Here is a 19,511-nt window from a genome sequence, read left to right on the forward strand (position 1 = left end):
CGCAGTGACGGAGCTCCTGCAATATGTGCTGTCTGGCCTGACGGTCGGCGCGGTCTACGCGCTTGTCGCGCTCGGCTTCACCATCATCTACAACGCTTCCAATGTCGTGAATTTCGCCCAGGGCGAGTTCGTCATGCTGGGCGGCATGATCACCTTCTTCGCATGGCAGGCAGGCCTGCCGCTGCCGCTTGCCGCGGCCCTGGCGATCCTCGCAGCGGCCGCCGTCGGCGTGGCACTCAACAAGCTCGCGGTGGAACGCGCGCGCGGTGCTCCGGTGGTCAGCCTGATCATCATCACCATCGGCGCCTCCATCTTCCTGCGCGGCGGTGCGCAATTGGTCTTCGACAAGCAACTGCATCGCTTTCCGGCTTTCAGCGGCGACGAACCGCTCGTGATCGGCGGCGCCACCATCCTGCCGCAGGGCCTGTGGGTCGTCGCCGGTGCGGCGACGGTCTTTGCCCTGCTCTACCTCTTCTTCACGCGCACGCTGACCGGCAAAGCGATCCTCGCCACGGCCAACAACCGCGTCGCGGCCCGGCTGGTCGGCATCAACACCGACTACATGATGACGCTGTCCTTCGCGCTCTCCGCCGCCATCGGCGCGCTTGCCGGCGTGCTCATGACGCCGATCACGCTGACCAGCTACGATCTCGGCGTGGCCTATGCCCTGAAAGGCTTCGCCGCAGCCATGCTGGGCGGCATGGGCGTGCCGGCCGGCGCGCTCGTGGGCGGTCTCATGCTCGGCCTGATCGAGGCGATCACCGCCGGCTATGTCAGTTCGGTCTACAAGGACGCCGTCGCTTTCATCGTCATTCTCGCCGTGCTGTTTGCCATGCCGCAAGGCCTGTTCGGCCGCAAATCGACCGACCGGGTGTGACGATGCGGCTTTCCTCCTCCAAGCATCTCACCCTGCTGGTCCTGGCCGCGATCATTCTCATCGCGCCGTTCGGCTTCCCGTCGAACTTCTACTACCGCATCGGCTCGCTGATCTTCGTAAACGGCCTGGCGGTGACGGGATTGGTCATCCTGATCGGATTTGCCGGCCAGATCAGCCTGGGCCATGCCGGCTTTGCCGGCATTGGTGCCTATGCCTGCGCGCTGGCCCCGCAATATCTCGGCCTGCATCCGGCACTCGCCATGCTGCTCGGAACCGCGCTGAGCGCCGCAATCGCTTGGTTGATCGGCCGGCCGATCCTGCGTCTGCAAGGTTACTACCTCGCGGTTGCAACGCTGGGCTTCGGCATCCTGGTCTCGATGGTGCTGGCAAACGAAGCACCGATCACCGGCGGGCCGGACGGCCACGAAGTACCGGAGCTTGGCCTGAGGAAGCTGCTCGAGACGATTGGTCTCGACCTTTCCAATGCCCAGTTCTGGTATGCATTCACCGGCCTGTTCCTGCTGGCCGGAACCTGGCTTGCGCTCAATCTCCACGACAGCCCGTCGGGCCGGGCGTTGCGCGCACTGCACGATTCCGAGATCGCTGCCCGCACGGTGGGCGTCGATGTCACGCGCTACAAACTCTCTGCCTTTGTCCTCTCTGCGGTCTATGCGTCCCTGTCCGGTTCGCTTCTGGCGCTGATGAACAAGTTCATCACACCCGACGCTGCCGGTTTCCTGCACTCGATCGAGCTTGTCACCATGACGGTGCTGGGCGGCGCGGGCTCGGTGCCGGGTGCGGTTGCCGGAGCGGCGCTGCTTACCATGCTGCCGCAGGTGCTGACTGTCCTGCAGGACTACGAGCATATGATCCTCGGCCTGATCATGATGCTGGTCATGATTTTCATGCCGTCCGGGCTTGTGCCCAGCCTGTCACGGCTGCTGCGCGGGAGAACATGATGCCGCTGCTTCGCGTCGAAGGTCTCGGCATCGATTTCGGCGGCTTGCGCGCCGTCGACAATGTCGGTTTCCAGGTCGAGCCGGGTGAGATCGTTTCGGTCATCGGTCCTAACGGCGCCGGCAAGACCACGCTGTTCAACATGATCAGCGGCGCCTACCAGCCGGCGCGCGGCGCGGTTTCGCTGGACGGCGAGATCGTGACGGGCATGGTGCCGCATCTGCTTGCCCGGCGCGGCCTGTCGCGCACATTCCAGAACCTGCAGATCTTCCAGAAAATGACCGTGCTGGAAAACGTCATGGTCGGCTGCCATCTGCAGGAGCGCGCCAGCCTGCTGGCCGATCTGTTCTCCACCCCAGCCTCCCGCAAGCGCAGCGCCGAGACACGTGCTGCTGCCCTGAAGCTGCTCGAACGCGTTGGCCTCGATTGCGCAGCCGACAAGGAAGCATCGTCGCTGTCCTACGGTGCGCTGAAGCGGCTGGAGATCGCACGGGCGCTTGCGCTTGAGCCGCGTATCCTTTTGCTCGACGAGCCGGCCGCCGGCTGCAATGCCGTCGAGACCGAAGAGATCGATCATCTTGTGGCGGACGTCGCAAAGTCGGGCGTCGCCATCCTGCTCGTCGAGCACGACATGAAGCTGGTCATGCGCATCTCCAACCACATCGTCGTGCTCGACCGTGGCGAGAAGATAGCCGAAGGCCGACCCGGCGAGGTGTCGCGCGATCCGAAGGTGATCGAAGCCTATCTGGGCGTTCAGCCGAAGGAGGCAGGCGGCCATGCTCTCGGTTGAGAACCTGCGTTCGCGCTACGGCCGCATCGAGGTGCTGCATGGCGTCGACCTCGACGTGCGTTCGGGTGAGATCGTCGCGGTGGTGGGCGCCAACGGTGCCGGCAAGACCACGCTGCTGCGCTGTATTTCCGGCGTGCAGCCGATCAGCGGCGGCTCGATGGTTTTCCGCGGAGAGCCGCTGCAAACCGTCTCCGCGCACCGCCGCGTGGCGCTCGGCCTGTCGCAATCGCCTGAGGGCCGACAGATCTTCACCAATCTCACCGTAGAGGAAAACCTGCGTCTCGGCGCCTATCTCTTCTCGGACGCCCGGGTCGAGACGGACATGGCCGAGGCGTTCGCGCTGTTTCCGATCTTGAAGGAGAAACGCAACCTCGCCGCCGGCGGGCTGTCAGGCGGCCAGCAGCAGATGCTGGCGATCGCCCGCGCTTTGATGGCGCGGCCCGCTTGCCTTCTGCTCGATGAACCAAGCATGGGGCTGGCACCGATCCTCGTCGCCCAGATCCTCGACGTGGTGAAGAACCTCAAGGCGCTTGGCATCACCGTGCTGCTGGTCGAGCAAAACGCCTATGCCGCATTGCAGGTGGCCGATCGCGGTTACGTCATGGAAACCGGACGCATCACAATGTCCGGCCCGGCCGAGCAACTCATCGCGGACGAGCGCATACGTGCTGCGTATCTGGGAGTCTAAACCTGCGCTTACGAGGAAGGGCCTGAGCCGACGATCATATCGATTGGGCCGATATCGGCGCTGCCGCTAGCGTAGAATCTGATCGAGGATTGTTTCGATCTTGTCTTTCTTCGGTGCCTCTGGCGAAGGCGGTTGGTCCGCTGCGGGCTCCATTTCGCCCTGCGCCGCCCCTTCGGAGTCCTGCGGCGCCTCCGGAGGGCTTTGATCCAGGGCTCCTTGATCGGGCTTCTGACCCGGCAAGACGCCGTTTATGATGTCGGTCAGCCCGGATTTATCGCCCTTGTCCTTGACGGCGCCGTTGATCAGGTCGCCGATAAGATCGCCGGCTCCCTTGTCGGTACCGGCTTCTCCCGGGAGGATTTTGTCGAGGTTGAGCTTGCCGGTCGGCAATCCGAGGCGGTTCAGCATCTCCAGCGCACCCTTCGGATCCTGCAACAGCTTGCGCAGATCCGGATAGATGCGCGGTGCCGACAGCGAACCGTCCACGATGACCGGCACACCGATACCCTTTGCCGCGATGTCGCCGCCTTGCCCGGAGAGCGAAGCAACGACCCGTGGATTGAGATTGATTGCAAGTGTCTGTTCCGCAAGGTCGATCTGGCCTGTGCCGTCCATTCGCACAAGCGGTCCGAGCAGGCTGATATCCTGTGTCTGTGCGATACCCTTCTCGATAGCAAAAGAAGCGCCAAGTTCGGTGAAAGTCGTCTTCTTGTTGTCGTCCGACTTGAAGCCGCCGGCAAGCAGTCCAGCCAAATTGTTATAGACCTCCGCGATATTGATGCCGCGCAGCGCACCATCGCTGAGTTTCAGCGAGGCTTGACCTTCAAGCGACCGCCTCAGGGTCTTGGTGGTTTTCCCAGCACCCGACACGGCGACGTTCGTATCGAGCCGGCCCTCCAGCTTGTCGAACCCGGCCGCATCGTGGAGCAGCGACGCAGCGGTCGCGCCGGCGACTGCAAGGTCCAGTTTTATCGCCGGGACTTCGCTCGATCCGCTCGCGGTCACTTTTGCCGCAATGGTGCCTCCGTAGAACGGGCTTTGCGGCACGGTCAGATCGGCATCTCCGTTCGCCACCACGAGCGTTGTTTTGACCGGCCCTGCAAAGACCTTGCCATAACCGATCTTGTCCGCCGCGACATCGATCTTCACATCCATCCCTTTGAGGAAGGCAAGATCGATGGGAGCGTCGCTGGGACCGGCTGCGCCTTGCTTTGCACCGGCGGCGGCCTGCTCCCCTCCCGTGAGCGCGGCGAAATCCAGCGTCGCAAACTGGAGCGAGGTGCGAATATCGAGCGGCGTGCCAAGTTTGATCGCGCCGTCGCCCGATGCCTTGATCCCATTGAGGCCAATATTGGCCTTTGCGAACGAGACGCCTGCCGGACCGGCGTCAACGGTACCCTTGAAGTCGAAATCCCGCAGGCCGCCGGAAGCGCCCTGCCCCAACCACTGCAGCAGCTTGTCCAGCGATGACGTCGTGGCGGAAACCTGCCCCTTGAACGTACCGCCAGCAGCCACCGTGCCGTTCGCGCTCGCGCGCAACAACTTCGACGTTATGGAAAGGCTGACCGGCCCCGACGCCTCGGCAATCGATGGGCTGGAAAGGAAATCGGCTGGTGCAACCTTGGATTGGAAAGCGATCTCCTGCCCCTTCCAGGTCAGCTTTCCCGCGACATCGACCGGCTCGGCAATGTCTTGAATTTTTGCGTCGAGGCTCAGACCGGTGATGTCACCGCTTTTTTGCCCGGTAACCGCCGTCAGCGGGACCTTGCCCTGGCGAATGCCGACCTTCCCGCGCAGGTTGAGGCTCTCGCGCATCTTGCGCGCGCTCATCCCGCGAAACGCAAAAGCGGTATCCAGCGTTATCTTTCCAGACAGTGGGACCGACTGGCCGGCGAGCTTTGCCATGGCGCCGATATCCAGTCCCGAACTGGTGAGCTTGCCCTGGAAAGTAGGCGAAGCCTTGGTCACGTCCGTCGAAACCGAAGCCGCGATACTGCCTGCATCGAGACCGAGATGTTGCAGGCTCGCTTCAAGATGTCCGCTGCGCAGGGTCGCCGCAAATTGAACATCGGATGCGGCAAGGGCACCGCTGACCACTTGATCCACCGTGACGCTGACATCGGCGTCGACGTTCGACAGCATCGCCAAGCTGAGTTCGCCCTCACTCTCCGGCTCCGCCTTCCCGTTTTCGGCAGGGGCTAGCACGCCGATATCGATGCGTTTCGCGGAGAGGTCCGCCAGGAAGCGATGCGGCTTGCCGGGTTTGAACAGCGCGTCCAGTTGGAAAGACTGGTCAGCAAGCTCGAACTGCCCGCCCAGGATCTGATAGCCGCCATTTTCATTCAGCCGGATTTCACCGCTTGCTTTGACCGAAGCAAGCAAAGGAGACGGCGCGGGATCGATTTTCGCAGCAAGAACGACTTTGGCCGGTTGTCTCTGAAGAATTGGTCTCAGCGCCGAAAGGGTACCCTCCAGTTGCAAGCGTCGGCCATCCTGCGTGGCAGCCAGCGAGAACACCACCTCGCCGTCCAGATCAGGTGCCTTAAGATCAACATCGATCGCACCGACGGTGCTTGCCGCGCCGCTTCCATCGGTCGAGCTGAGGCTGCCATTTTCTATGGTGATCCGATTGACGGCCAGTCGCTCCAGCGCGCCGATCAGCGCAGCAAAGGGATCGCGGTCAGCCTGATCCGACGGCGCCGACTGCACAGTCGCGCCGTCGGCTGATGATTTGATGGTGATGGCGGGATCGACCAGCGCAATGGACTGGATTTCGAGCTTTTTGGACCACAGCGACGAAAGCGTGATCTCGGTCGAAAACTCGGGCACTTTCGCAGAAAGATCGCCTGTTTCGGACGAGATGGTGATGTCCTTTGTCACTACGGACAAACTAGGCAGGAAAGACAGCCGCACCGGACCGTTCAGACCGATAGCCATGCCGCTTGCCGACGACAGTTGCCGGCTGAGTTCAGAACGGGCCCAGTCCGTCGAAACCAGCGTCGGGAGGACGAGGAGCAGGCCAATGACGGCCGCAACGACGGCAATCACTGCGGCAGCAGCTTTTTTCATATCGATCAGCCAGCTTCACCGAAAGAATCAGTAACTGCACCATACATCAGCGCATTCCGGATTTCACAATCGGCTCGCCAGACGGCTCGCGCACTGGCGGTCCGGAAGATGATGAAGCTGTCGCCTCGCCGAAGCGTCACGCTACGCAGCAAGGTCCTTGGTCAGGAAAATCCGCTTAATACCAGGCCGCGCACAGGCAGGCCTCAGCGCCGGCGCAACCCGTCTACGAAGACATCGACGAGACGAAGCGCGGTGGGTTGCCATTCGGCCGCACCTTGCGAATAGAAGATGCCGACCAGGGTCCGCAGCAGGTCTTCCGGCGAAATGTCGGAACGCAGTTCGCCGGAGGCGACACCGCGTTCGAGCAGCAGGGCAATGGCCGCCGTCAGTCGCTCGAACGAGTAGGCCTTCAGCTCGGACGAGCCGTGCGCCACAAGCTGAAGCCCTTCGATCATACCTTTCTTGGTAGCGACGAGGCGGACGTTGGCATGCAGCCATCTGCGCAATGCTTCGACCGGCTCGATATCTTTGGCCAACCGTTCGGCAAGATCCGTCAACTGGTCGACCTCGTGGCGATAGACCGCCTCGAAGAGGGCTTCGCGCGTCGGAAAATGGCGGTAGAGCGTGCCGATGCCGACTCCTGCCTGCCGTGCCACCGCTTCAAGGCTGGCTTGCGGGCCGCCGGTGCTGAATATCTGCGTCGCCGCCTCGAGCAGCAGCTCGCGGTTGCGAATTGAATCCGCACGCGGCTTACGCCTTGTCTTTTCGGTCTTCGGTTCCATTTTCTCCAACGGGACACATTCCCCCTTGATAAACGGAGGCACCCTCCGTATATAGTGTTGCAGATCGGGACATTGCAAAGACAATCCCGGTCAGGGTCAACGGACCGTTTCGCACCAGATCTTTCCGCGCGCCCGCATCCTTCGCCGCTGGACAGCGGCTTCCATATATCACGATCACTGAATGGAGTACCGCGATGTCACTCTCCATCAGCCTCACCATCAATGGTCAAGCGCGCACGGTCGTGCTCGATGACCCACGCGTGACGCTGCTCGACCTCCTGCGCGAGCGACTGGACCTTCCCGGCACCAAGAAAGGCTGTGACCGCGGCCAATGCGGTGCCTGCACCGTGCTCGTCGACGGCCGGCGCATCAATTCATGCTTGTCGCTGGCAGCAAGCCTGGATGGCACCGAGGTCACCACGATCGAAGGGCTCGCCGAAGGCGAAGCGCTGCATCCGGTGCAGGCCGCCTTCATCGCACATGACGGCTTCCAATGCGGCTACTGCACGCCTGGCCAGATCATGAGCGCGGTCGGACTCATCAAGGAGGGTCATGCAAATGGCGATCCTGAGCGTATCCGCGAACTGATGAGCGGCAATATCTGCCGTTGCGGTGCCTATCAGGGCATCACAGAAGCAATCCTCGAAGCCCAGAAAGCATCGACCGAAGCCAACCGGAGGGACGCGGCATGAACCGCTTCGACTATATACGCCCGGTCAGCGTGTCCGAGGCGATCGCGGCAGCAGCCGTACCGGGATCGGCCTATCTCGCAGCCGGCACCAACCTGCTCGACCTGATGAAGGTGGGCACAACGCGGCCGGAGCGCGTTATCGACATCACACGGTTGCCGGGGCTTGACCGCATCGAATGGTTGCCGGATGGCGGCGTGCGGATCGCTGCGATGGTCCGCAATTCCGACCTTGCGTATGACGAACGCTTCGCCCGGACCTTCCCGGCGGTGGCGGAAGCGCTGCTTTCAGGCGCTTCGGCCCAGTTGCGCAATGCCGCCACCGTTGGCGGCAACCTGATGCAGCGCACGCGTTGCGCCTATTTCCACGACCTGGCGAGCGCCTGCAATCGCCGGGTTGCGGGATCGGGCTGTGATGCGCGCGATGGAGAAAATCGCCTCCATGCTGTGCTTGGTTGGAGCGAGCATTGCATTGCGACCCATCCGTCCGACTTCTGTGTGCCGTTGGTCGCACTGGACGCCTTGGTCGAGGTCGAGGGGCCGCATGGCGCCCGCGAGATACCGGTCGACCTGCTGCATGCCCTGCCCGGCGCGACGCCGGAGCGGGAAACCGCGCTGGCCCCAGGTGAACTGGTCGTTGCCCTGAGGCTGCCGGCCGAGGCTGCCGATTTTTCTGGCAATGCCCGCTATTTGAAACTGCGCGAACGCACATCTTATGCCTTTGCTGTGGTCTCGGCGGCTGCGGCGCTGGAACTGGAAGGCAAGCTGATCCGCAAGGCGCGCGTCGCGCTTGGCGGTGTCGCTGCCAAGCCTTGGCGCGCCCGAGAAGCGGAGGTAGCCTTGACCGGCATGCCGGCATCGGCGGAAGCCTTTGCAAAAGCAGCCGAAATCGCGCTCGCCGATGCGCTTCCGTCCGGCGACAACGCCTTCAAGATCGAACTGGCGCGCCGCATCGTCGTCCGTGCCTTGAGCCTCGCTTTCGAAGGAACGCCCGAGGTCATGCCGGCACTGCCGGCCTCACCATTCTCCACAACCGCTGGAGCAATCCATGTCGCTTGATACCGCTTCCCCAACCGCCCGCCGCCACGGCTCCAATGCCGGCCAGCCACTGACTCGCCGCGATGGACTGCTCAAGGTTACCGGCCGTGCGACCTATGCCGCCGATAACCATCCAGACGGCATGCTCTACGCCGTTACCGCCATCAGCCGCATCGCCCGTGGACGCGTCACAGCACTCGATGTCGGCGCCGCCAGGGCGCATGCCGGCGTCGTCGAGGTGCTCACTCCAGCCAATCGTCCGCCGCTGGCACATGACCCGGATGAAAAGATGCCGCCTTTCGGCTTCCGGGTGGAAGTGCTGCAGGATGACACCGTGCGCTATGTCGGCCAGCCGATCGCACTGGTCGTCGCTGAAACACTTGAGGCGGCAACGGAAGCAGCGGCCCTGCTCGATCCGCAATATGAAATTGCCGATGCGCGCACCGATCGCTCGAATGGCGACCGTTTCGGCCTCGCCGCGGTCGGGATCGGTGCGCCACCGCGCACGGTCCATGGCGATCTCGCGGCGGGCCTGGCTGCCGCAACGCATGTGACGGAGGCTGAATACGAAACGCCGGCGCAATACCATAACGCGATGGAACCTCACGCGGTGGTGGCTGAATGGCATGGAGACCGGGTAACCCTCGACATGCCCAACCAGGCCATGGCGCTGAGCTGTGCGGCCTATGGCGCCTATTTCGACATCCCGGCCGAAAACGTGCTGATCCGTTCGCCCTTCCTGGGCGGCGGTTTTGGCTCGAAGGCCATCCTCAACGGACCGCAGATATTGGCCATTCTTGCCGCCCGCATGCTCAAAAGACCGGTGAAGCTGGTCCTCACCAGGACGCAGATGTACGGGCCGGTCGGGCATCGCGGCCACACCTGGCAGAAACTGCGCATCGGCACCGACGCCCAGGGCCGCCTTACCGCCCTGCATCATCACGCCCTTTGCGCCACCTCCAGCTTCGACGAATTCATCGAACCGGCGGCGAATGCCTCCCTGCCGCTCTACGACAGTCCTGCCATTCTTGTCGAACATGAAGGCCTCAGGCTGGATATCGGCACACCGGGGCCAATGCGCGCGCCCGGCGAGGCTTCCGGTTCGGCGGCGCTCGAAGTTGCCATGGACGAGGCTGCCGTTGCCTGCGGCATGGATCCGCTCGAGTTCAGGCTGGCGAACTACGCCGAGACCGAACCCGGCACCGGCAGGCCGTTCTCGTCCAAAGCGCTGCGGGAGTGCTATCTAGAGGGCGCCAAACGCTTCGGCTGGGCCGGGCGACCGCTCGAACCGCGCCAAATGCGTGACGAGAACGGTTTCCTCGTCGGCTGGGGCATGGGCACGGCCGTTTTCCACTGCCCGCATTTCCCTGCAGAAGCACGCGCCACACTGCGCGCGGACGGTACGGCCCTGGTCGAGACCGCTGGTGCCGACATGGGGCAAGGTGCGTGGACGGCGCTTGCCCAGATCGCGGCGGAGGCGCTGGGCCTCGATCCTGATCAGGTCGAATTCCATTCGGGTATTTCAACCTTGCCCGATGGCGGCATCGCCGGCGGCTCCGGTCATACGGCGAGTGCCGGTCTGGCGCTGAACAATGCCGGTGAGGACGCGATCGCCAAACTCGCTGCAATCGCCACCGCCGACCCTGCGTCCCCGCTTTTCGGTGCCGGCAATATCGGTGTGGTAGCGAGGTCCGGGCGGCTCCACAGGATCGACGACGAGGGGCGCAGCGAAAGCTATGTCGATATCCTTGCCCGCGCCGGCCAGGCCGAAGTGATCGGAACTGCCAAGGCGGCACGCGATCCGGCAATCGCGGAGGCCCATGCGATGTTTTCTCACGGCGCCGTCTTCGCCGAAGTGAAGGTCGATCCCGATCTCGGGCAGATCCGTGCGACGCGCCTGGTCGGCGCTTTCGCGGCCGGCCGCGTGATCAATCCCCGTCTCGTCCGCAGCCAGTATTTCGGCGGCATGATCTGGGGGACATCCTTCGCGCTTCACGAAGAAGCGGTAACCGACCGTCGAACCGGCAGGATCATGAATGCCGATCTCGCCGAATATCACGTACCGGTCAACGCGGATGTGCCTTCGCTGGACGCGATCCTGATCGAGGAGGATGATCCCTACGTCAACCCGCTCGGCATCAAAGGCGTTGGCGAGATCGGCATCACCGGCACCGTAGGGGCCATTGCCAACGCAGTGTGGCATGCCACAGGCGTTCGCGTGCGACGCTTTCCGGTCCGCATAGAAGACCTTCTCATCGCCCGAGCCTGACGGGCGGCGAGAGACAGCCTCATAACTCCAGTCATCACCCGAGACAGCAATGCAGCAAATCGCACTCACCACCATGGTCTACAAGCCGCCGCTGACGGCTGCGATCGACGCAGAAAAATTCATGGTCAAGGCAGACAATATCCACCACACGATCGTCCACCTCCTGCAGGCATCACCGGCGAAAGAACGGTTGGTCCTGCTGCATCTCGATGAAATCCTGTCGAGTGCGGTCGTTGAGACGGTTGGACGAGCACCGAGCTGGAAATGACTTAGTCTCTTGCATTCGGCTCGGCCACTTTCCTTTGCCCCGCAGGCCTCCTGTCTTACACTCCGTAAGAACCTTTGATCGCGCAAATGTTGACCTGACAGTCTCAGTCCCGATGATGTCCGCCCGTGGGGGCGTAGTCGAAGGGACAGTAATGACCTCCAAACCTCATTTGCTCGCAGTGCTTGGAATCGCGGCATTTGCGCTCGCCGCATGCAGCCAGACGGATTCGCAAACCACACAGGCGCCGTCCACGACCGTCGCACCACCGCCGAGCACTATGACGACGCCAGCGCCAACCACGACGCCGCAATCGGCGCCGGTGCAATAGACCGTAGAGCAGCAATCGGAACCCCGCCCTCGGCGGGGTTTTCGATTCAGGCGTGGCATCGAACACAAGGCTTTCGGAGCAATTCCAGTCATTCCCGCCGATCGTAGCCGCGGGAATGATCGGTGAACTTTCATCGTTTTATGTAACGCCGTTCATAGATGGCGATCCTGCCGGCTTGCATCCTCCCGACGCGGCGATGACGTGGACCAAGGTCCCCGCCCCTAACACCAGTCAGCGCGTATGCCGCTCGCGGAAGGAGGTTCCGATGAAATTGAATGCCAAACTGCTCGCCATTATCGGCAAACGTATCCCCGCCATTTACGACGTCATCCCGCGAGGGCCACAGGGCTGGATCTCGCAGGTTGCCCTCAACCCGCAACCACTGCCGCCCGGACATCTGGGCGCTGCCCTGGCGACGGATTTCATCCGGTCTGCCTGGCTGGCCGACCGAGGCTCGCTCGATCTGAAGCAAGTCTTCGATGACCTCGACGACTGGTGCCCGACGCGGCCGAAAAAGATCAAGCTCCCACCGTGGTGGCCACCCATCCCGGAGCCCGAACCGCACCCGGAATGGTTTGTCGAGTTTCATCTCGGCTTTGCCGCGCGGCTCGCCGTCAGTGTTTGGGAACTCGGTGACACATCCCTTGCCCAATCGCTGAATAAGGCCATGGAAAGGTCTTTGACCGTCATCGAGACCACGAACTACTGAACGCAACAGCAAGCGGGCGGGTCAACGCAGCGGCCCGCCCTTGCATGTTGCTCTAAGCTACATTCTCGTCCCAGTCCGGCAGGCGGCCGCGCTGCGCCACCAGTCCGATCTGGTCGCGACAGAGGCCGAGGTCGGCCAACGCTTTGTCATCGAGTTCCGAGAGGCTCTTGCGGGTGCGGCGCACGGCTCTCCCGTGCCGTATCCCGGAAACCAGCCTGTCCAGCCAGCTGCCGCGATCCCTTGGCTTATCCCGTGCTCCCAGAGCCCATCGAGACACGATCGGCGCCTGTGTGCTCATGACATTCATGATCGTCTCCTTTCGAAGCATCGACCCTTGCGCAAAGAAGATCCGCTCCGCCGAACCATGGTTCCGCGGTCTGTTCGCTGCGCGTGATCGATTTCGTACAGATGTTACCGCAACTGGCGCTTTCGTGTTATCGTCATATCGCCGACTTATGTTTGCGAACCGCCAGATGATCCACCCAGACAACCACATTCATCCAGATCTCGGCCTCACAGCGCGGCAGGATTATCCGGCGGCAATTGTCGGCTATGACGGAACGATCCAGAAAGGCACACACTACGACCGACATCACCATCGCCGAGCGCAACTCTTTCACATCGTGTCGGGTGCGGTCACCGTCGAAACCGAGCGCGGCACCTTCGTCGCGCCACCGGAACGGGCAGTCTGGATTCCCTGCGACGTCGAACACGCCGTGACCTATCTGCAGGACACGGCACAACGTTTCCTGTTCTTCCGCCCGGAAGCCGTGCGGCATCTGCCGATTGTTCCGGCGGTCATTCGCCTGTCGCCCCTGCTGCGGGAGCTCATTGTCGCCTTCCTGGGTTATGGCCGAGAAGAAGCGACCACCGGTCCCGCGGCACGCATCGGCGCCGTCATCCTCGACCAGCTGGCGACTGAGCCGGCCGCGCCTCTGCATCTGCCAATGCCCGCGTCCACTCGCTTGCGCCACGCGGTGTCCGGGCTTGCCGCCGATCCGTCGCTGATAGACAGCCTTGCCGAGATTGCCGGAAAGGCTGCACTTTCCGAACGCTCCTTCGAGCGCCACTTCCGTGCCGAAACAGGCATCAGCTTCCGGGCATGGCGGCAACAAGCACGACTGATGAAGGCGGTGGAATGGCTTTCGCTCGGCCTCCCGGTTGGCGAAATCGCAGAGCGGCTGGGTTACGAACAGCCCAGTGCATTCGTAGCCGGTTTCCGCAAAGCCTTTGGCGTTACGCCCGGCCGTTATTTCGATGACGGGTCATGACTCTTCGGGGTTCTATTCCGCCGCCACCTTGTCCTGCGTTTTCGTCTCGAAGTCGCTGGCGTCGTGCCGCTCGCGCAGTTGGCCGGCGGGGTCGCCGGAAACGCGATTGACCATGCGCCCGCGCTTCACGGCCGGCCGCGCGTGAAGCTGGTCCGCCCAGCGCAGCACATTCTTGTATTCGTGCACGGAGAGGAACTCGCCTGCGCCGTAGTTCCAGCCTTTCACCATGCCGCCATACCAGGGCCAGATCGCCATATCCGCGATGGTGTACTGGCTGCCCGCCACATACTCGTTTTCAGCCAGCCGGCGGTCGAGCACGTCGAGCTGACGCTTGGTTTCCATGGCGTAGCGGTTGATCGCATACTCGATCTTCTCCGGCGCATAGGCATAGAAATGACCGAAGCCGCCGCCGACGAACGGCGCCGACCCCATCTGCCAGAACAGCCAGGACAGCGTCTCTGCTCGCGCCGGCTGTTCGGTCGGCAAGAAGGCGTCGAACTTTTCAGCGAGGTAGGTCAGGATCGCGCCGGATTCGAAAACACGAACGGATTTGCCGCCGCTGCGATCGACCAGCGCCGGAATTTTCGAATTCGGATTGACGTTGACAAAACCCGACCCGAACTGTTCGCCATCGATCTTGATCAGCCATGCGTCGTATTCAGCGCCCTGGTGGCCGGCAGCCAGCAATTCCTCCAGCATGATGGTAACCTTCACGCCGTTGGGAGTTCCGAGCGAATAGAGCTGCAGCGGGTGCTTGCCGACAGGCAATTCCTTCTCGTGCGTTGCGCCTGCGATCGGGCGGTTCGTGCTGGCAAAGGCACCACCATTGGCCTTGTCCCAAGTCCATACCTTCGGCGGCGTGTATGCGGATTGTTCTGACATCAACGGCTCCCATCGGATCGGCGGATGGCTGACTTCATGAATGGCCACCCTCGCGGACCAATTACATAGGCGCCTGAGCCGGGCTTTGACAGGCAGTTTTTGTTTCAAAACAAAACCCGTCCCTGCAATGATTTTCCTCGTTGATGCGTCCGTGTGGTCACTGCATTTCCTCCGCGAAATGCCGGGCATGGCAAACACTCCGGCTCTTCCCCATCAACAGCCTATTGATGTTTCCTTGATCCGAACCCGCTCAGTCCCCAATCGAATTTTGATGTCGATGTGAGCTACCTTTCTCCCATGCTCAAACCCCTCCCCCTGTGGTGGCCGACCAGAACGACCGCGATCCCAACCGAGTATTTCATCCTGGCGAACCTGCGTGCTGACGGTCCGGTGGTTGGTCATCTTGCGGGCAAGCCGATCCGCGAAGCCGTCATCGATCATGATGGCCGACGCTATCGCTTCGCCGGAGTGATGCCACGCACACGTATGGGCAGATTCGCCGTGGAAAATCTAAGGCCCGGCGAATGGATCGTGCAGCCGGGGCTGATTTACATCCTGGAGGAGCGCAAGGCCTTAACAGCTTGAATTTCAATCCAATGTCTCCCCCACGGCTCGCTCAGGGCACGCTACTGGGCACCGCCAAGGCCGAAAGAAGCTCCCTGATTGGGGAACCATCACGCGCTCGCATAGTTGAGAAACCAAACCGAAAAGGAGAGGTCTCTTGATGGATGTCACGGCGCTCGCCACCGACTATGACGAAACTCTTGCGGAAGAAGGCCTGGTGTCGGCAACGACATTTGCCGCGCTGCAGAAGCTGAAGGAAAGCCAACGCAAGCTTATCCTCGTGTCAGGGCGGCAGCTGCCCGATCTCAAGAGGGTTTTCCCACATCTGGGGATCTTCGACCGGGTCGTAGCAGAAAATGGCGCCATCCTGCATGATCCGGCCACCGGCCGAGAGCAGCTCCTGGCTCCCGTTTATCCGCCAGCCTTTGTCGATAGCTTGCGCGAGCGTGGTGTGGATCCACTTCTTGTCGGCCGCTCGGTGATCGGCACGCTGGTGCCGAACGAGATGATCGTTCTCGATGAAATCCGTCGCCACGGCCTCGAACTCGAAATCATCTTCAACAAAGGCGCTGTCATGGTGCTGCCCAGCGGCGTCAACAAGGCGACAGGCCTGATGGCTGCGCTGGACGATCTGAACCTGCCCGTCGATGGAGTGGTAGCGATCGGCGACGCCGAGAACGATCACGACTTCCTGCGCAGAGCAGGCTACGGCGTCGCTGTTGCCAATGCGCTGCCCAGCCTCAAGGAAACGGCAGACCGCGTGACGCTCGCACCCGCCGGGGACGGCGTCAGGGAAATCATCGACGATATCCTGCGAGGCGATGTCACGACCGCGGACGCGGAGACAAATGACGTTGCGATTGCACGGGTGGCTCAAGGGTAACCCGCGGGGCGAGCGGCGAACGCAATGAGCGAGTCATCCCGAGAGCCATCTGCACGATCCTGACGTCGTCACATCATATTCTGTCGGAACGATCCCGACGCTGATGCATTTGGCTTTTCATCACCGACCGTAGGAGGACTGCCGGGCCATGAGAATTGCCCATGTCGCACCGCTTTTTGAATCTGTCCCCCCTCAGCTTTATGGCGGCACCGAGCGCATCATCTCGTATCTCACCGAAGCCCTTGTCGAACTCGGCCACGAGGTGACCTTGTTCGCGGCGGGAGATGCAAAAACATCCGCAACCCTTGTGCCCGGGCGCGAGCGCGCATTGCGGCTGGATCCCCATCCACTCAAGTCGGAAATCGCCGCTCATCTCGCAATGCTGCACGACGTCAGAGCTCGCGCCGACGAGTTCGACGTCATTCATTTCCACTTGAGCCATTTCCAGCACTTTCCTTTCTTCGAGGACATGCCGGAACGGACGGTGACGACACCGCATGGCAGGCTGGACTACGCAGACCTGGCACCGACTTATGCACGTTTTCCGAAGTTTCCGATGATCTCGATTTCGCAGAGCCAAAAAACGGGCCTGCCGGACGCCAACTGGCTCGCGACCATCCACCATGGCATTCCTCCGCAACTTTACACGCTTGATTCAGAGGTCAGCGCAACCGGAACCTATCTGGCTTTTCTTGGCAGGCTTTCCCGCGACAAACGACCGGATCGAGCCATCGAGATCGCTCGTCGCACAGGGCTCAAGCTGAAGCTCGCGGCGAAGATCGGCGATGGCGATCGCGCTTATTTCGATGAAGTGATCGAACCGCTGATCGACGGCGACCAGATCGAATATATCGGCGAAATTCCCGAGCACAGCAAAAACGAGTTCCTCGGCAACGCCGCGGGCCTGCTTTTCCCTATCGATTGGCCAGAACCGTTCGGGCTTGCGGTCATCGAGGCAATGGCCTGCGGCACTCCAGTCATGGCCTGGAGCTGCGGCGCCATGCCGGAGGTCGTCGATCACGGCGTTACCGGCATTCTGGTCGAGAGTATGGAGGATGCGATAGCAACCATGCCCGAGTTGCTGTCTCTTGACCGGCGCCGCGTTCGGACGACGTTCGAGGAACGCTTTTCCGCCTCACGCATGGCGCGCGATTACGTGGCCGCTTATCGTCAGTTGCTCGACTTGCCTGCCGAGACCACGTCCCGCACCTCCGACCGGAATCTCCTTGGAGCGATCCATTGAATACCGTGCCGCTTGACGAGCAGAAGCTCGATCCGGCCATTGCGTTGGCCTCGTTGGATGAGGCGGCGCCAAGGGAACCGCATCGTCTGTTCGCCTTGAAGCATGGCGACTCCTTTGCCGTAGCCGATGCCTATGGCGACATACGCGGGGTCGGCGACGGGTTCTTCCGCGATGATATGCGTATGCTGTCGGAGTTCCGGCTCACCCTTGGCGGGCGCTCGACGTCGCTTCTCGGCGCCTCCCTCAGCCAGGACAATGTGCTGTTTTCCGCCAACCTGACAAACCTGCCGATCAAGGCCATCGACGGGAAAGAGATCCGACAAGGTGCGATCCATATCGAACGGGTACGATTGATATGGCAGGACAGGCTCTACGAGCGGTTGACGCTTTCCAATTATGGTCAGGAGCAGTCCGCTATCCTGCTTTCGCTCAGATTTGCCGCCGATTTCCGTGACATGTTCGAAGTTCGAGGTACGGTCCGGCAAAAGCGCGGTACTGCACATCTGGCCGAGGCCGGTCAGAATTCCATCGTGCTGCGCTATCAGGGCCTGGATGACGTCGAACGGGTTTCGGCGATCTCGTTCTCGCAGATGCCGGATCAATTGATGCCGGATCAGGCCGACTTCTTCCTCACAATCGCCAAGCGCGGCAAGCAGACGCTTTACGTGGAAGTCGGCACCGCCGTTGCTGCGCCTGATCGAGAGCGGTTTCGGGCGGCGGCGGCTCGCGCGCGCTTCGCCATGCGCGCCAAACGACGCCACGGCGCCACGGTTCACAGCTCCGGCCGGGTGTTCAACGATTGGATCAACCGAGCGCGAGCCGATGTCGCTCTGCTGACCACGGAGCTGGAAACCGGCCCCTATCCCTATGCCGGCATTCCCTGGTTCTCGACCGCCTTCGGCCGCGACGGAGTGGTCTCGGCGCTGCAGATGCTTTGGCTCAATCCGGGACTGGCCCGCGGCGTGCTGGCCTTTCTCGCGCAACACCAGGCTACCGAGACAGCCCCGTTCAGCGATGCCCAGCCAGGCAAGATCATGCACGAGACCCGCAAGGGGGAAATGGTCGCGCTCAGTGAACTACCCTTTGGCCGCTACTATGGCGGCGTCGACACGACACCGCTCTACATCCTGCTCGCCTGCTCCTATGCCGACAGAACCGGTGACATGGATTTCATCGACCGGCTGTGGCCATCGCTGCGGGCGGCCGCGGATTGGATAGTCGAAGCGTCCAGGGCCACCGGTTTCGTGACCTATCAACGGGCCGCTGCATCCGGCCTTGCCAACCAGGGCTGGAAAGACAGCTACGATTCCGTTTTCCACGCCGATGGACGTATTCCAAAAGGCCCTATCGCCCTGGTCGAGGTGCAAGGTTACGTCTTCGCAGCCTTGCGCGGTCTGGCGGGGCTAGCCGAGCGCCGTGAGGAAGCGGAACAGGCGGAAGAGTGGAACCGTCTCGCGGAAGCGCTGCGGGAACGGGTCGAACAACGGTTCTGGATGGACGAGCTCGACTACTACGCCTTGGCGCTGGATGGCGAGGGTGAGCCATGCCGGGTACGCACCTCGAACGCAGGACATCTGCTCTATGTCGGTCTGCCAAGTGCTGAACGTGCAGCGAAAGTTGCCGAGCAACTGCTGTCGGCTTCGTTCCATTCCGGCTGGGGTTTGCGGACGTTGGCCGACGATGCGGTTTTCTTCAATCCGATGTCCTATCATAACGGCTCGATCTGGCCGCACGACACCGCGATCTGCACAGCAGGGCTTGCCCGCTATGGTGTACGCGACGACGTGGTACGGCTCACCAGCGGCACATTCGAAGCGGCGGTGCATTTCAACATGCGATTGCCCGAGCTCTTCTGCGGCTTCACGCGCGCGCCCGGCGAAGCTCCGATCGCTTACCCGGTTGCCTGTCTGCCTCAGGCGTGGTCGGCAGGGGCGGCTTTCATGCTGATGCAGGCCTGCCTTGGCCTGCGGGTGGATGGATGGACGGGCTCGATCGAGGTGACGCGCCCTCGCCTCCCGATCGGTATCGACAATCTGATGGTCCGTCATATCCAAGTCGGTACGGTCGCCGTCGACCTGACTTTCCAGCGTGTTGGCGATCGTATCGGCGCATTCCTCTCCGATCAGCACGAAGGGTCCGTGCCGCTGATTGTCCGCAGCTGAAAATCGGAACCATCGCGGTCAGGCTGCGTTCCACCATACCTGC

The 19,511-nt window shown here is 62.1% G+C and carries 18 protein-coding genes; 14 read left to right on the top strand and 4 right to left on the bottom strand.

Features of this window, described 5'->3' with window-relative positions:
- Positions 1-4 precede the first annotated feature (4 nt).
- From L4923_RS09270 to L4923_RS09285, 4 genes are read left to right on the top strand one after another with little or no spacing between them, the layout of a single operon-like run.
- Positions 5-877: a branched-chain amino acid ABC transporter permease gene (locus L4923_RS09270; protein ID WP_239363951.1), complete on the top strand. Its 873-nt coding sequence runs from the start codon at positions 5-7 to the stop codon at positions 875-877.
- A gap of 2 nt (positions 878-879) precedes the next feature.
- Positions 880-1,836, top strand: a complete 957-nt coding sequence (locus L4923_RS09275; RefSeq protein ID WP_239363954.1) for a branched-chain amino acid ABC transporter permease — start codon at positions 880-882, stop codon at positions 1,834-1,836.
- A complete protein-coding gene (locus tag L4923_RS09280; RefSeq protein WP_239363956.1) occupies positions 1,836-2,624 on the top strand; it encodes an ABC transporter ATP-binding protein in 789 nt (262 codons plus the stop codon). The genes L4923_RS09275 and L4923_RS09280 overlap by 1 nt, the downstream gene beginning before the upstream one ends.
- Positions 2,611-3,312, top strand: a complete 702-nt coding sequence (locus L4923_RS09285; protein ID WP_239363958.1) for an ABC transporter ATP-binding protein — start codon at positions 2,611-2,613, stop codon at positions 3,310-3,312. The genes L4923_RS09280 and L4923_RS09285 overlap by 14 nt, the downstream gene beginning before the upstream one ends.
- A gap of 66 nt (positions 3,313-3,378) precedes the next feature.
- Here the strand turns inward: L4923_RS09285 and L4923_RS09290 are convergent, their stop codons facing one another.
- Together L4923_RS09290 and L4923_RS09295 are read right to left on the bottom strand one after the other, a co-directional pair.
- Positions 3,379-6,381: an AsmA family protein gene (locus L4923_RS09290; RefSeq protein WP_239363961.1), complete on the bottom strand. Its 3,003-nt coding sequence runs from the start codon at positions 6,379-6,381 to the stop codon at positions 3,379-3,381.
- Positions 6,382-6,584: 203 nt separating this feature from the next.
- On the bottom strand, positions 6,585-7,163 hold the full coding sequence (locus tag L4923_RS09295) for a TetR/AcrR family transcriptional regulator (protein ID WP_239363963.1): 579 nt from the start codon (positions 7,161-7,163) through the stop codon (positions 6,585-6,587).
- Between the two features lie 194 nt (positions 7,164-7,357).
- On the opposite strand from L4923_RS09295, the gene L4923_RS09300 reads away from it, so the two are divergent.
- From L4923_RS09300 to L4923_RS09320, 5 genes are all read left to right on the top strand, one after another.
- Complete coding sequence (locus tag L4923_RS09300; protein WP_239363965.1) at positions 7,358-7,855, top strand: (2Fe-2S)-binding protein; 498 nt, start codon at positions 7,358-7,360, stop codon at positions 7,853-7,855.
- Positions 7,852-8,910, top strand: a complete 1,059-nt coding sequence (locus L4923_RS09305; protein WP_239363968.1) for an FAD binding domain-containing protein — start codon at positions 7,852-7,854, stop codon at positions 8,908-8,910. Before L4923_RS09300 ends, L4923_RS09305 begins: the two co-directional genes overlap by 4 nt.
- Positions 8,900-11,158, top strand: a complete 2,259-nt coding sequence (locus L4923_RS09310) for a xanthine dehydrogenase family protein molybdopterin-binding subunit (protein ID WP_239363975.1) — start codon at positions 8,900-8,902, stop codon at positions 11,156-11,158. The genes L4923_RS09305 and L4923_RS09310 overlap by 11 nt, the downstream gene beginning before the upstream one ends.
- Positions 11,159-11,207: 49 nt before the next feature.
- Complete coding sequence (locus tag L4923_RS09315; RefSeq protein WP_239363978.1) at positions 11,208-11,426, top strand: hypothetical protein; 219 nt, start codon at positions 11,208-11,210, stop codon at positions 11,424-11,426.
- Between the two features lie 593 nt (positions 11,427-12,019).
- Positions 12,020-12,463, top strand: coding sequence for a hypothetical protein (locus L4923_RS09320; protein WP_239363980.1), 444 nt, complete (start codon positions 12,020-12,022; stop codon positions 12,461-12,463).
- A gap of 52 nt (positions 12,464-12,515) precedes the next feature.
- Here L4923_RS09320 and L4923_RS09325 read toward each other — a convergent pair whose 3' ends face one another.
- Positions 12,516-12,770 (bottom strand): DUF1127 domain-containing protein, encoded by a 255-nt coding sequence (locus tag L4923_RS09325; RefSeq protein WP_239363982.1) that lies wholly within the window; start codon positions 12,768-12,770, stop codon positions 12,516-12,518.
- Between the two features lie 166 nt (positions 12,771-12,936).
- Here L4923_RS09325 and L4923_RS09330 point away from each other — a divergent pair, with 166 nt between their 5' ends.
- Positions 12,937-13,734, top strand: a complete 798-nt coding sequence (locus tag L4923_RS09330; RefSeq protein ID WP_239363985.1) for an AraC family transcriptional regulator — start codon at positions 12,937-12,939, stop codon at positions 13,732-13,734.
- A 12-nt stretch (positions 13,735-13,746) separates the two neighbouring features.
- Here the strand turns inward: L4923_RS09330 and yghU are convergent, their stop codons facing one another.
- Positions 13,747-14,616, bottom strand: coding sequence for a glutathione-dependent disulfide-bond oxidoreductase (gene yghU / locus L4923_RS09335; RefSeq protein WP_239363987.1), 870 nt, complete (start codon positions 14,614-14,616; stop codon positions 13,747-13,749).
- Between the two features lie 297 nt (positions 14,617-14,913).
- Here yghU and L4923_RS09340 point away from each other — a divergent pair, with 297 nt between their 5' ends.
- The 4 genes from L4923_RS09340 (at position 14,914) to L4923_RS09355 (ending at position 19,468) form a co-directional block, all read left to right on the top strand.
- A complete protein-coding gene (locus L4923_RS09340; protein WP_239363992.1) occupies positions 14,914-15,201 on the top strand; it encodes a hypothetical protein in 288 nt (95 codons plus the stop codon).
- A 139-nt stretch (positions 15,202-15,340) separates the two neighbouring features.
- The gene (locus tag L4923_RS09345; protein WP_239364227.1) at positions 15,341-16,063 is read left to right on the top strand and encodes an HAD family hydrolase; all 723 of its coding nucleotides are present in this window, start codon (positions 15,341-15,343) and stop codon (positions 16,061-16,063) included.
- Between the two features lie 148 nt (positions 16,064-16,211).
- Entirely contained in the window at positions 16,212-17,306 is a 1,095-nt protein-coding gene (locus tag L4923_RS09350) for a glycosyltransferase family 4 protein (protein ID WP_239363995.1), read from the top strand.
- On the top strand, positions 17,303-19,468 hold the full coding sequence (locus L4923_RS09355; RefSeq protein WP_275448331.1) for an amylo-alpha-1,6-glucosidase: 2,166 nt from the start codon (positions 17,303-17,305) through the stop codon (positions 19,466-19,468). Before L4923_RS09350 ends, L4923_RS09355 begins: the two co-directional genes overlap by 4 nt.
- The last annotated feature ends 43 nt before the right edge of the window (positions 19,469-19,511 follow it).

Source organism: Terribium retamae (genome assembly GCF_022347545.1).
Lineage (GTDB): Bacteria > Pseudomonadota > Alphaproteobacteria > Rhizobiales > Rhizobiaceae > Mesorhizobium > Mesorhizobium retamae.

Bases quoted from the DNA above. Each gene is read 5' to 3' on its own strand.
- L4923_RS09300 (WP_239363965.1), top strand. From the start codon at position 7,358: ATGTCACTCTCCATCAGCCTCACCATCAATGGTCAAGCGCGCACGGTC.
- L4923_RS09290 (WP_239363961.1), bottom strand. From the start codon at position 6,381: ATGAAAAAAGCTGCTGCCGCAGTGATTGCCGTCGTTGCGGCCGTCATT.
- L4923_RS09315 (WP_239363978.1), top strand. From the start codon at position 11,208: ATGCAGCAAATCGCACTCACCACCATGGTCTACAAGCCGCCGCTGACG.
- L4923_RS09305 (WP_239363968.1), top strand. From the start codon at position 7,852: ATGAACCGCTTCGACTATATACGCCCGGTCAGCGTGTCCGAGGCGATC.
- L4923_RS09330 (WP_239363985.1), top strand. From the start codon at position 12,937: ATGATCCACCCAGACAACCACATTCATCCAGATCTCGGCCTCACAGCG.
- L4923_RS09275 (WP_239363954.1), top strand. From the start codon at position 880: ATGCGGCTTTCCTCCTCCAAGCATCTCACCCTGCTGGTCCTGGCCGCG.
- L4923_RS09280 (WP_239363956.1), top strand. From the start codon at position 1,836: ATGCCGCTGCTTCGCGTCGAAGGTCTCGGCATCGATTTCGGCGGCTTG.
- L4923_RS09345 (WP_239364227.1), top strand. From the start codon at position 15,341: ATGGATGTCACGGCGCTCGCCACCGACTATGACGAAACTCTTGCGGAA.
- L4923_RS09295 (WP_239363963.1), bottom strand. From the start codon at position 7,163: ATGGAACCGAAGACCGAAAAGACAAGGCGTAAGCCGCGTGCGGATTCA.
- L4923_RS09320 (WP_239363980.1), top strand. From the start codon at position 12,020: ATGAAATTGAATGCCAAACTGCTCGCCATTATCGGCAAACGTATCCCC.
- L4923_RS09325 (WP_239363982.1), bottom strand. From the start codon at position 12,770: ATGAATGTCATGAGCACACAGGCGCCGATCGTGTCTCGATGGGCTCTG.
- L4923_RS09340 (WP_239363992.1), top strand. From the start codon at position 14,914: ATGCTCAAACCCCTCCCCCTGTGGTGGCCGACCAGAACGACCGCGATC.
- L4923_RS09310 (WP_239363975.1), top strand. From the start codon at position 8,900: ATGTCGCTTGATACCGCTTCCCCAACCGCCCGCCGCCACGGCTCCAAT.
- L4923_RS09350 (WP_239363995.1), top strand. From the start codon at position 16,212: ATGAGAATTGCCCATGTCGCACCGCTTTTTGAATCTGTCCCCCCTCAG.
- L4923_RS09285 (WP_239363958.1), top strand. From the start codon at position 2,611: ATGCTCTCGGTTGAGAACCTGCGTTCGCGCTACGGCCGCATCGAGGTG.
- yghU (WP_239363987.1), bottom strand. From the start codon at position 14,616: ATGTCAGAACAATCCGCATACACGCCGCCGAAGGTATGGACTTGGGAC.